Annotated in this window: 10 protein-coding genes; 3 read left to right on the top strand and 7 right to left on the bottom strand. The window is 42.7% G+C overall.

Annotated features, from left to right (window positions below; all coding sequences use genetic code 11):
• Positions 1–49: 49 nt before the first annotated feature.
• From fur to LG003_RS10045, 7 genes are all read right to left on the bottom strand, one after another.
• A complete protein-coding gene (gene fur / locus LG003_RS10075) occupies positions 50–496 on the bottom strand; it encodes a ferric iron uptake transcriptional regulator (protein WP_112878099.1) in 447 nt (148 codons plus the stop codon).
• A 366-nt stretch (positions 497–862) separates the two neighbouring features.
• Positions 863–1,393, bottom strand: a complete 531-nt coding sequence (fldA, locus tag LG003_RS10070) for a flavodoxin FldA (RefSeq protein ID WP_112878100.1) — start codon at positions 1,391–1,393, stop codon at positions 863–865.
• 174 nt (positions 1,394–1,567) lie between these two features.
• Positions 1,568–1,855 (bottom strand): LexA regulated protein, encoded by a 288-nt coding sequence (ybfE, locus tag LG003_RS10065; protein WP_049583800.1) that lies wholly within the window; start codon positions 1,853–1,855, stop codon positions 1,568–1,570.
• Between the two features lie 138 nt (positions 1,856–1,993).
• Positions 1,994–2,962 (bottom strand): GlxA family transcriptional regulator, encoded by a 969-nt coding sequence (locus tag LG003_RS10060; protein ID WP_112878101.1) that lies wholly within the window; start codon positions 2,960–2,962, stop codon positions 1,994–1,996.
• A gap of 187 nt (positions 2,963–3,149) precedes the next feature.
• Positions 3,150–5,294, bottom strand: a complete 2,145-nt coding sequence (locus tag LG003_RS10055; RefSeq protein ID WP_262980658.1) for a type I secretion system permease/ATPase — start codon at positions 5,292–5,294, stop codon at positions 3,150–3,152.
• A 2-nt stretch (positions 5,295–5,296) separates the two neighbouring features.
• A complete protein-coding gene (locus LG003_RS10050; protein WP_112878103.1) occupies positions 5,297–6,652 on the bottom strand; it encodes an HlyD family type I secretion periplasmic adaptor subunit in 1,356 nt (451 codons plus the stop codon).
• Complete coding sequence (locus LG003_RS10045; protein ID WP_112878104.1) at positions 6,645–8,750, bottom strand: peptidase domain-containing ABC transporter; 2,106 nt, start codon at positions 8,748–8,750, stop codon at positions 6,645–6,647. Before LG003_RS10045 ends, LG003_RS10050 begins: the two co-directional genes overlap by 8 nt.
• 322 nt (positions 8,751–9,072) lie before the next feature.
• Between LG003_RS10045 and rtxH the strand changes: the two genes are divergently transcribed.
• The 3 genes from rtxH to rtxA all read left to right on the top strand — a co-directional run.
• Complete coding sequence (rtxH, locus tag LG003_RS10040; protein WP_112878105.1) at positions 9,073–9,423, top strand: protein RtxH; 351 nt, start codon at positions 9,073–9,075, stop codon at positions 9,421–9,423.
• Between the two features lie 21 nt (positions 9,424–9,444).
• Positions 9,445–9,906 carry an RTX toxin-activating lysine-acyltransferase RtxC gene (gene rtxC / locus LG003_RS10035; protein WP_112878106.1) on the top strand — a complete coding sequence of 154 codons (462 nt, stop codon included), beginning with the start codon at positions 9,445–9,447 and terminating at the stop codon, positions 9,904–9,906.
• 38 nt (positions 9,907–9,944) lie between these two features.
• The coding region (rtxA, locus tag LG003_RS10030; RefSeq protein ID WP_262980657.1) for an MARTX multifunctional-autoprocessing repeats-in-toxin holotoxin RtxA at positions 9,945–13,000 on the top strand (3,056 nt) is incomplete at its 3' end.

Genomic DNA, 13,000 nt, shown 5'->3' with positions numbered 1-13,000 from the left:
ATGGGTTCCCCTCTCTAGGTAGATAAAAAATTAGCGGTTCAGGCGTGAATTATTTCTCATCATGTGCACTACTATCTTCGCGGCAATTACCGGCAGAGCAGTGACCATATAAATAAAGACTGTGGTTTGAAAGCTTAATCCCATAACGCTCAGCAATGTTCTTCTGGCGTCTTTCGATATATTTGTCACTGAATTCAATGACTTTACCACAGTCCAGGCAGATTAAATGGTCGTGGTGTTGTTGTTGAGTGAGTTCAAAAACCGATTTGCCACCCTCAAAGTTATGACGGGTGACAATACCGGCATCATCAAACTGATTCAACACGCGGTAGACAGTAGCAAGTCCAATCTCTTCACCGTTATCAATCAGTTTTTTGTAGAGATCTTCCGCACTGACATGGTGGTATTCAGGCTCCTGTAACACTTCCAATATTTTCAGACGAGGAAGTGTAACTTTAAGTCCAGCATCTTTTAATGCCTTATTGTTGTCGGTCATGCGGATTCAGTCCTGTTACTCAGTAAAGTGAACTTAGTGATACTTCAAAAAGTACCAGTTAGTTATCAGATTATGATTATAGGCATGGCTAATGAAAATGAAAACCACGTTAACCTTAACTTTCATTATACATTTTGCCAGAATAATCGTTTATAAAACGCAGGAATAACCTTACTATTTATCATACTTAGGCTGTTTTTTGCCATTCTTCGTAGTGAAAAGCGGATTTAAGCAGTGTTCTGACAAAAGTAATAGCCTTTGAATGCGATCCCACAGGTGCGAGTGAAGCGAGTCACTTCTCACCTACCGTGGGTTCACTATTGATAAGAAATGGCCTGCACCAATTACGCTTACTGGGATAGGCCGCTATCCTGCAAGAATTTCTGACAAACTCAGCTCTTCGTAGATCTGTTTAGTCCAGGCATTAACACGCTCTTCTGTTAATTCTGGTTGGCGGTCTTCATCAATAGCAAGCCCAATAAAATGGCTATCATCAGCCAGACCTTTTGATTCTTCGAAGTGATAGCCCTCGGTTGACCAATGACCAACAATAATGGCGCCGCGGGGTTCAATAATGTCACGGATAGTTCCCATAGCATCGCAGAAATATTCCGCGTAATCTTCTTGATCACCACAACCAAAAAGGGCGACCAACTTCCCTTCAAAATCGATCTCTTCCAGAGTAGGAAAGAAATCATCCCAGTCACACTGTGCTTCACCGTAGTACCAGGTAGGGATGCCGAGCAGCAGAATATCGAACTGTTCGATATCTTCTTTGCTGCTCTTGGCAATATCATGAACTTCTGCAATGTCGGAACCCAGAATTTTTTGGATCTTTTTGGCAATATTTTCTGTGTTGCCGGTATCGCTGCCAAAAAATATACCTATAATTGCCATAGGATAATATAACCTCTTGTTTTATTTGTGTATTTCTGTATGAGATATACGTATAAAATGTTAAAAATCAGTAGAAAAGGCTCTGATTGTATTAATAAAAAAACAAAATCCTATTCTGACTAAACAGTCAGGACAATTCTGTCAAATTTGTGTGATTTCGTGCCTTCAATGCTATCAAGTCGTGATGTTACTTTCTGCTAACTGGGCCAGCAAAATTTGCTCGATGAGTTCACTGCGGCTGATGTTGCGTTGCTGTGCAAGAAAGTTAAGCGCATCTACTGCATCAGCATTTATTTTCAGCTCCACACGACGCAGACCGCGCACCTTATCACGGCGAAGTTGGTTACGCTTGTTGACTCTGAGTTGTTCATCCCTGGAAAGTGGGTTGGTTTTTGGGCGCCCCGGTCTGCGTTCATTTGCGAACAAATCCAGAGTGGTGCGATCCATTTGTTCTTTTGCCATAAATTCAATTAGTAAAGGGCGTATACCATAAAATATAGCACGCCATGATACCCCAGCTTCTAGTGTATCGCTACTGCCTGACAAAGATAAAAGCGGCGTCATTGCTTATCTGTAAAGGATTGTGGTTGAGTTTCCGTTTTAGCGGTGTTGGTATTTTCTACGGTACTCTATTGGTGTTAACCCATTAAGTTTCTTGAATAACTCTCTGAAATAGCGAGTATCTTCATAGCCAACTTCATGGCTGATTTCTTCTATGGTCTTATTCGATTTTTCTAACCGGCATTTCGCCAGAGATAGTCGAATCTGTTGGATATATTGAATAGGTGTCTGGCCGGTTGCAGTCTTAAAGCGCCGCTTCATCTGTCTTTCACACAGATGAATTTTATCGGCCAAATTGCCAACTGATAATCTGTCTGATGGGGCAGAATGCATCCAGTCTTGTAGTTTGTGGATTAATGTATCTGAATGTTGGCGATAGGGTACAAAACTTGCGAGAGTATGAGAGGGGAGACCTTCCATATTACCAAATATGAGCTGACTACAGGTTTCCCTAGTATTTTGACCATATATCTGTTCAATAATATGCATCATGACATCGTTGTATTCATAGGTGCCAGAAGTACAAAAAATATTGTTATCGCTGGTGACTTTTATTTCTGAATGTAATTGTACTTGCGGAAACATGTCCTTGAATAATTTGGTAAATAGCCAGTGTGTGGTGGCTTTGCGGTTATTGAGTAAATTAGCTTTAGCCAATACAAAAGAACCTGTACAAACGGAGACGATAGGAACATTTTTTTCTTCCATCATTTGGAGCCAATCTAAGGTTTCTTGAGTACAAAAATCGAAATCGTAATAAGGGGCCCCAATTGAACCCACCAGGACAATATCTGTTTGTTTTATTTCTCCTATGAGTTTATTGGGTTTTAGCCGAATACCCCCCATCCCGACAGCATCCTGATTATCCTGTGTGACAATATTGATTTCTGGCTCCGGCGCTCCGGCTAAACGAGCAGCAGTGGTTAAAATTTCTATTGGGCCAGTAATAGAAGTCAGAGATCCTCCTGAAAATACTAACACGCTTAAAGAAACTGGATTCCTGTCCATAAGAATTCTCCAACTTAAAAATTAAGATGTATCAAGATATTTCATTGTCTAACATCTTAATAACTTATTGTAACAATTTAAATAAGTTAATTACATTGAATTATTTTTTTTGAACAAACAAGTAAAATAAAAAATAATTTCAGCCAAAACTTATTCCGTCTTTGTTAAGAGTTGGCTGAATTGTCATTTAATTTTCGCCAACTTGTTGATGCCACAGATGCGCGTATAAGCCATCTTGCTGGAGCAATTGGTCATGCGAGTCAAATTCGATAATTTGCCCCTGATCTAACACACAGATTTTATCCGCGTGGCGAATTGTATTGAGCCTATGAGCAATACTGATCACTGTTCTGTTACGGCATATTTCGTCCATATTTGCCATGATTGCCGCTTCGGATTCATAGTCCAATGCTGAGGTGGCTTCATCAAGGATCAGAATAGTTGGGTTGACCAGGAGCGCTCTTGCTAATGCGATTCTCTGTCTTTGACCACCTGAAAGATTTACTCCTTTTTCCCCAACTGGATGCGCAAAACCGTGGGGAAAGGATTGAATAAATTCAATGGCCCCGGCTAACTCAGCGGCACGATAGACTTCTGCATCTGTTGCGTTGGGCTTACACAGCCGAATGTTATCGGTGATACTGCCAGAAAACAGGATACTTTCCTGGAGCACAACACTCATATTACGGCGTAAAGAGACGGGATCAGCAATAGCCAAATCCATGCCATCAATCAAAACTTGTCCATGTTGAGGTACGTACAACCTTTGTAGCAAACGGGTGAGAGTACTTTTACCTGAACCGGACGGTCCAGTTATACCAATAAATTGACCCGATTTTATCAATAACGACAGGTTCGCCAGAACTTCTGGTGTGTCGTCATGGTAGCGGAAGCGAATATTTTTGAATTCAATTTGGCCTTCCAGCTCAGGTACAGAAGCCAATCCCTGTTTACTGTTTTCCATTGGCTCATCAAGAATATCCCCCACACGTTTCAAGGCGATTAACGTATGCTGAAAATCTTGCCAAACCTGTGCGAGCCGGAGGATCGGTTGCGTGACGTGTCCGGCCAGCATATTGAAGGCAATAAGTTGCCCCGGAGTCAGTTCACCGCGTAAGACTTCTGTCACCCCCCACCATAGGAGGATCGCGGCGGTAAATTTCTGGACAAAATCGATTCCCTGTCCTGCGATTAAACCGCTTTTCTGTGCCGCGAAGCTTTTAGTCAACTGCTGGCTGAGAATACGTTGCCACTGATGCAAGAAACGGTTTTCAGTCGCGGTGGTTTTGATGGTTTCAATCCCAGTGACGGCTTCAGTCAGAAAGCTTGTTGCATTTGCATCGGTTTCATATTCTGCTTCTACTTTGCGGCGAATAACCGGCCCGGCGACTACCCAGAATACGAAGTAAACAAAAAGTGAGCCAATAACAATCCAGGTTAGTATCCAGGCGTAATAAAACATGATGCCAATAAACATGATGACGAAAATTAAATCCAGCAACAGCATCAGGGTAGAACCTGTCAGAAACTGGCGGATTTGAGACATCTCTCTGACTCTGGCAATGATCTGCCCTGTTTGCCGTTGCTTAAAATATTGCAGCGGCAATCCTGCCAGATGACGATACAGTCGCCCGGAGAGCTCAGAATTTATCTGGCTTGCCATGTGCCCAAACACGGTGTTGCGCATAAAGCTATACAAGGGTTCGGCAAGGGCGATAGCGAGCATAGCCATACCTAATACATGCAGGCTAGATAAACTTCGTCCTACTAATACCTTATCGATGATGTTTTCAAACAAGATCGGACTGACCAGTGCAAATAACTGGAGAACTATGGCAAACAAAAACAGATCTCTTATCTGACTTTTCTGCCGGAAAATGGAGGGATAAAACCAGTTCAGGCCGAATTTGACATGTTTTTTAGTTAATTCCTGATCGGCGATTAGCAGGATCTTATAGGTATTTTCTTTATTATCAGCAAATAAAGAGAGTGACCTCGTTTGTTCAGTAGCCGGATCGAGAACAATAATATGGGTGTTACTGACTTCAATCAGTACCCACCATTGCTGTTCCAGTTCAATCAAGGCCGGTAAGGGTAATGTTGGCCCAGTATTGACAGTTAATTGCTCAATTTTACTGTGTAGCCCAATAGCGTCTGCGGCTTCGCGTAGTTGTAACTCATTCAGATATAAAGAATCAAAACCCAGTCTGTGCTGAAGTTGATCAACAGTAGCTGACTTATGAAATTGTTTCCCCACATAGACGATACAATTTAGCGCCTGATTATGAGTGTAGTTACTGGAATCAGTGGCAGAAGAAGGTAATAGGTCCACGATTATTTCTCCCTTAATGCTTCAGATTGATACTCTCTGATAGGACTCAAGAGATAATCGATAACGCGGCGTTGGTCGGTTTTGATTTCAGCGACGATTGACATACCTGGGGTAATTTCAACCTGGGTATCGTCTATGGCAATGCTATTACTTTTAAGGCTCACTTGAGCGGGAAAGACCAATCCTAACCGTTCATCGGTGGTTGAATCTCTGGATATACTCAGCAGTTCGCCGTCAATCGTGCCATAACGTGTATAAGGGAAAGCATCTACCTTAACGGTGACTAGTTGGCCTGGATAAACAAATCCGGCGTCTTTGTTTAAAATTTGCACTTCCGCCAACTGCACGTTGTCATCAGGGACGATCACCATTAAGTTTTGTGCCGGTTGCAGTACCGCGCCTAATGTATGGACGCTGAGTTGTTGAACTGTTCCTGTGACGGGGGAGCGAATGACTTCAAGTTGTTCCCGTATCTGAGCTTTTGCCAGCTCTTGCTCTAAAACGACCAATTGAACTTCGGCCTGTTTTCTTTTATCAAACCATTCGCGTTCTTTTTGTGTTTTCAGGCTGTTTAAGCGTTCTTCCAGGCTAATATATTGCGATTGCAGAACATGAAGCTCCGCATTTTGTTGGGCAATCAGGCGTTCTGTTTCCAGAAACTCTTTTTCCTGTTCAAGATATTCAACTTTACTGATCACTTGTTTTTGACTTAAGGTTTGACGTGCTTTTAAACGCTGGCTGATATTTTGCCGGAGCTTAGTGAGCGCATTGATATCGCTTTTTCGTGATTGTTGAGAAGAGAGATTGACGTTCATCTCTGCTTTCAGATTTGTTACAACAGCTTCGTATTCTCTTTTCTCCCGGGAATAGTTGTCAGCAACTTGTGTTTGTTGAGATGCCGGCAAAGCCTGAAACAGTTCCTGTTCTGTCGGTTCCTGCTCTTCTGTCAAAGCCTGATAACGAATTTTTTCGTGGGCTTGATATTCGATCTGCTTTAATAACCGGGTGATATCCTGGTTAACACCGAGTGTATTGAGTGTCAGAAGTGGGGCGTCTTTCTTTACCCGCTGCCCATTCTGAACATGGATAGCGGTCACTCGGCTCTGTTCGTATGCCTGAATTATCTGAGAACGGCCAGAGACAATCAGGCGACCGGTTGCGGTTGCCTGAACATCCAACTTACCCAGATAGGCCCAGAGTAAGGCTATGATAATACCGATACTGAGCGTTATTGCAGTGTAGCGGGCAAAAGGCGACGGTGGTCGTTGTGACAACGCTAAATGTGTCGGTAAAAAGTCATAATGCCGCGGGCAAGGGCGCAACCAGGTTTTAATTTTATTCTTAAAAGCTTTAATCATGACAAGGCATCTCCTGTTTTAATTCTTGTTGTAACTGCCAGAGCTTCCGGTATTGTCTACCGTGGTTAAGTAGCTGTTCATGAGAGCCTTGTTCGAGAATTTCCCCCTGTTTAAGAACAATGATGCGATCACAATGACGTACAGTTGAAAGGCGGTGTGCGATTGTGATAACCGTTCTGCCTTGGGCAATTTCTGCCATATTGGATTGAATGAGTGATTGTGATTCATCATCAAGCGCACTGGTTGCTTCATCAAGAATGAGAATTTTGGGGTTAGTCAGGAGAGTTCGGGCAATCGCCAGCCGCTGACGTTGACCGCCGGATAAAGATTGTCCGCCTTCTGCGATAGTTGTGTCATATCCCATCGGCAGCTTGAGAATAAATTCATGAGCACCTGCCAGCTTAGCGGCTTTAATCACGGCTTCCAGGTTGGCGTCAGGTTTTGACTGGGCAATATTTTCATATACCGTTTTGTTAAATAAGAAATTTTCTTGTAGAACCACACCGACTTGCTGTCTGAGTGTTTCAATATTTATATTTTGTAATGGGATTCCATCTAAGGTAATTGCGCCTATTTCTGGGGTATAAAGGCGGAGTAATAAACGAGCCAATGTACTTTTTCCGGAACCAGAGGCACCGATAATACCAATGGTTTCTCCGGCTCTGATATCGAGAGTCAATCCTTTAATCGTTGGTGGAATATCAGGTTGATAGCGAAAAACAACATGGTTAAATGAGACTGCTCCTTGCAGTGTGATTTGCTGCTGGCCGGATTGTTGCTCGGTTGGCAGGTTTAACATATCTCCTAACTTATCGACGGCCACCCGCGTTCTGATAAATTGTCCCCATAGTTCCACTAATCTGGCTAATGGTTGGGCCGTGTGATTTACCATCATATTGAAGGCGATCAACTGACCGATGGTCATTTGCAGTGATAAAACCTCTGATGCACCTAACCAGAGAATTGCCACAATGGTAACTTTTTGCAGTAGCATAACAATATGGTTTGAACGATTACCCAGTTGCTGTACTGCATAACTAGTATCGACCATCTTCTCAGTCTGGCTATCCCAACGGCGAACGAATTTAGGCTCTACCGCCAGACTTTTCAGGGTTTCAGCACCAGAAACCGTTTCAGTCAGAAAAGAGGTATTTATTGCTGCATGGGTGAATTGTTGTTCAACCGCTTTTTCCATACGAGGCGTCACCCACCATGCCAAAATGGCATAACAAGGGAAGGTTGCGAGAAAAACCCAAGTTAGTAGGCCGGATAACAGGCTCATCACGTAGATGAAAATAAACATAAATAGAACATCGACAGATAAGGTGAACATTGAGCCGGTCAGGAACTCTCTAACGGTATCCAGTTCACGCACCCGAGTAACAATAGCTCCCACTTGGCGGGATTTAAAAAAGAGTAAAGGTAGCCCGAACAGATGCCGGACTAGTTTTAATCCCAGTTTGATATCAATGCGGTTTGCGGTGTGAGCGTATTGGTATTCTCGTAATCCACGCAAAATCACCTCGATGATGCCGGCGATGATTAAGCCAAAGACTAATACATCAAGTGTTGATAGCGCTTGATGGATTAAGACCTTATCCATTACCACTTGAATAACTAAGGGAGAAATTAACGCAAGAATTTGTAATACAAAGGAAAATAACAGTATCTCACATAGATTTTTCTTTTGTGCCAGAAATTCTGGAATAAACCAACGGATGTTAAATTTAGCTTGTTTCTGTTTTATTTTAATCCATTTTCCATTCCACTCTTTTATCAGCCTTTCTTCGGACCATATTTCAGGATTTTCTTTATCAACCCTCTGTATTAGTGAGCTCTCTTTATTCGATTTGGCTAAAACAAAGGGTAGGCCATTATTATCAAACAAGATTGCGGGTAGAAGTATATTATGGTGCTTTTTGCTTACGGAATTTTTACTTGAAATCGATAAATTAAATTTTTCCTCTATATTACTTATAGATGAATAATAACAATTAGGTTTTTTTAAGTTATCAATGTCAGTGATGTTTTCTTTTCTATTATATATCATCAATATTAATTTTAATGATGCTATGGTTAATCTCTCAATTTTATTCATGAAAAAATATCTTTAAAATTCACAAAATAAGAATTAAAACAAATGGTTATATTAATTTTGTGTAGCATTTAAGTGTTACTTATTATCTTATATTTATTGTTATTATCGATGTGGGTAAATGGGACTATATATGTGGGGTAAAAGGACTTTTTGTGTGTAAATGTTGATTTTGAGTTTTTTCTCTATATTATTTCATTGGTTTTTTTACTCTTAATGTATTTATAGATATAAAAATTCAAGATACCCGTGAATCAAATGTATTCTTTGTTGTATACATTGTATAACTTCATTAATAAGTTGTTTATTTTTGGTAAATAAAAATATGTCTGAAAAATTCGTACAAACCATCTCTAGTGTTAATTATAATAAAGGGATTTTTTCTCTTTATTTCGTTGGTCAAGAACCTAATCGTATGGCGAATGGGATAATGGCAGAAAATGATAATGAACTTGAATTAAAGCAAGTTATCCATATGCCAGCATCGGGATTTATGTATATGGTTTCGATGGTTAAAAATATGTTGGAAGATCCACGAATGGCGGCTGAATTTGACAAATTGGTTGCAGCAGGGTTTTTACCTGCTCCACAAGTGTCTGAAGAGCAAATTGTATCGGAATCTATAGCGGAAGAGCCTGCTAACGCTAAAAAACGCCTATCTAAAAATACAAAATAAGATCTCATGGTTGATTAGCGGATGGCGATTATACATCAACCAGTGAAACTGAATAACGCAGAAATTCAAGCAATGATTGGAGGAGTAATGCTGCTGAGTCAGCATTCTCCTCTGCATCGGAGATACCTAGTGTCCGAGTGGCAACAGCGTATCTTGCCTGCATTTGAGCTGAATCAGTTTTGCTATTACGAAGATGAACACGGGCGCCCAATTGCCTTTTGTAATTGGGCTTTTTTATCTGAGCAGAATCGAGATGAGATTCTTTCGGGAGAAAGAGAGCTTACCCACACGGATTGGCGTTCAGGCCCACATATATTTTTTCCCGAAATGATTGCTCCTTTTGGTCACGGGCGTGAAGTTGCCAGGGATTTGCGTCGCCGTGTCTTTTTGCCGTGGAAAGGTCAGAAAGCTTGTACTGTCCGCGGGAAACTTGATGTCCAAAACAACCATTGTATTCGTCAGGTGCAGTGGTTTTTTGTTTAATTTTTATTTAATTTTTGTATGACTTAAAGGGATTTTTGATGGGGAAATCATCAAATAGAAGTACAGAGTATTTCTTTACTGGAAAATACTACGACGATAATGATGGTAATAGTATTACTGCTATTGGTGTTGGGGGTGAAGTTTATGCTTATGGCGGAAATGATGATGTTACTGTTGGTTCATTTAAAGTCGATGTATACCATACAGATGGCGACCTTTCGGTAAAAGGAGCTTCAGGTTACACCGGCATTAGTAAAACGGGAGATGGTGGTCTGTCGTTTGCGGGTGCAGCCGGTGTGGCTTTTATTAATCACACAGGTGAAACGGGAAATTTAAATTATTCAGGTGCTGCCGGCTATAATAAACTGGTTCGTAAAGGTTTGTCTGGTGATACAAATTTTAAAGGGGCCGGTGGATACAATAAGTTATGGCATGAAACTAACCGGGGAAATTTAGATTTTGCCGGTGCAGGGGCATACAATGACATTGACCATACTTGGTTTAACCGTTATCAAGATTCACAGGGAAATGTCACTTTTAATGGCGCAGGCGCTGCAAATAGTATCAATTCACGAGTAGAAAGCGGTAACGTTACATTCAATGGAGCAGGTGCTGATAATCACATCATACGTAAAGGTAAAGAAGGTAATATTATCTTACGAGGTGCGGGGGTATCGAATCGAATTGAGCGTGTACGCCAAAATAAAGATGGGTATGAACAGACGCGTGGTGATATTACTTTTGAAGGTGCGGGTGGTTATAACAAACTCTATTCTGATGTCGCGCATGGCAATATTAATTTCTCCGGTGCTGGTGCTTACAATGAAATCACCAGAATAGGCATGAATAGCAATTTCTATGGTAAGACACTGGAATTTGCTAAAGCCGAAGAAATCGTATTGACGACGGCAACGATGGGAGGAAGCTGGATCCAGGAGTCTCAACAGGTCATAGGTATTAAATCAACTATCGAACCGGATACCTATCTTTTTGCATTTGCTGATGAAATGTACACTAAAATCAGCAAAGTCCAGCTTCAAAATAATCCCACCACGGGTAGACTCAGTTATCATGCCACTTCTTGGTATAAAGCGGGCAATCACCTTGAAAATCTTGCTGCGAAAGACATTTCGTCAGGCAATGGATTTGTTGCGGTAAATGCTAATGGCGCTTACCGCCTCTCCAGTTTGGTTTTTGAGCATCATCAACCCGTCGCGATTCGTGCTATTGAGGACAACCTGTTGATAGATCAGTGGGTAACCTATGCGGGTGGCATGGTGGTTAAAGCAGAGGATATCTCGCTAGGTGATGCCAAAATGGGAGGGTATGCGATCTCCTCTGATGGTAGCAAAATTGATGTTTCCGCAGTCAAGTCAAATCGTCGATCCAATACTTATGTGTATGCTAAAGTGATGGAGCCATATACCAAAGTGGTTGAAGTTCAGTTGACCAATGATCCTGATACAGGGCAACTGAAATACAAAGCAACAGCATGGTACAAAACAGGCGATCATATGGGTAATTTAGCCAATGAAGAGTTTTCCTATGATAATGGATATACCTCCATTGGTGCCGGCTACACGTTAAGCCAGCTTCAATATAGTGCCAATACAGTGCACCATGCTTCTCATCGATTAGTACATAGCGAAGAATATAGTCAGCAAGACCTTGTTGAGTCATCCACAAGCAGTGGTTACGTGAATTTTAACGGTGCGGGTGGTGGAAACATTATTAAATCTAATGTTACTCGGGGAAATGTTAATTTTAAAGGCGCAGGGGTGGCAAACGTCATTTTGCATGGTTCAAAATTCGGTGATACGAATTTTGATGGTGCGGGTGCAGCCAACGTCATTGTGAAAAGTGGTGAAAAGGGCGACCTGACATTTCATGGTGCGGGTTTAGCCAATGTTCTGGTTCACCAAGGCCAGAGCGGAAAAATGGATGTTTACGCTGGTGGTGCGGTAAATGTTCTTGTGCGGGTCGGGGATGGGCGATATCTGGCACATCTTCTGGCTTATGGCAATATCTCGATCCACAAAGGCAACGGTAACAGCCGGGTGTTGATGTTGGGCGGGTACAACACTCATACCCAAATAGGTAATGGCAATGGGAACTGGTCTGGAGCGGGCGGTTTTAACGTCATCACTCAGGCCGGAGCAGGGGATATCTCTTCTGTACTTTTAGGTGGCGCTAACGTACTAACTAAGCTCGGTGCGGGAGATCTGGTTACCGGTATGTTCGGTGGCGCCAATATTATCACCCATCTCAGTGATGAGACTGAAACCGCCAACACCACCGCCATTGCGTTGGGCGGCGCCAATATTCTCACCAAAAAAGGGAAAGGCAATGCGCTGGCGGTCATGGGCGGTGGTGCGAACGTCCTTGCGCATATCGGTGACGGCAATACCACGGGCGTGATGCTGGGTGGCGCGAATATCTTGACCAAAGTCGGAAAGGGTGACACGACCGGCATCCTGTTTGGCGTTGGCAACGTGTTGACTCATGTTGGTGACGGTTTGACACTGGGCGTGATGGCTGCGGCAGGGAACATCTTCACCAAAGTTGGGGAGGGGACATCAATTGCGGCCATGATTGGCGCGGGCAACCTGTTTACCCATGTCGGCAAAGGAGATGCATGGGCATTAATGGGCGGCGCAGTGAACGTCTTTACCAAAGTGGGTGACGGTAATGCGCTGGCCTTGATGGTAGCCGCAGGCAATGTGTTCACTCATATCGGGGATGGCACCAGTGTTGCGCTGATGCTGGCAAAGGGCAATATCGCCACGAAAGTGGGTAATGGCATGACCCTGGCGGCGGTGATTGGCAAAGCCAATATCTTTACCCATATCGGGGATGGCAATACCTTTGCAGCCCTGATTGGCGGGGCCAATGTGCTGACCAAAGTCGGTAATGACCTGACCGCCGCTTTAATGATAGGGAAAGCCAATATCTATTCGCATGTGGGTGATGGCGCCAGTATCGGTTTGTTTGCCGGCGAACTGAACGTGATGACCAAAGTCGGTAATGGCACAACGCTGGCGGCCATGTTTGGTAAAGCCAATATGATGACCCATGTGGGGGATGGTTTAACGGG

It is taken from the genome of Photorhabdus kleinii (assembly GCF_025384885.1).
GTDB classification, from domain to species: domain Bacteria; phylum Pseudomonadota; class Gammaproteobacteria; order Enterobacterales; family Enterobacteriaceae; genus Photorhabdus; species Photorhabdus kayaii.
The sequence above is the reverse complement of the archived record's forward strand: the minus strand, read 5'-3'. Positions and strand labels throughout refer to the sequence as shown.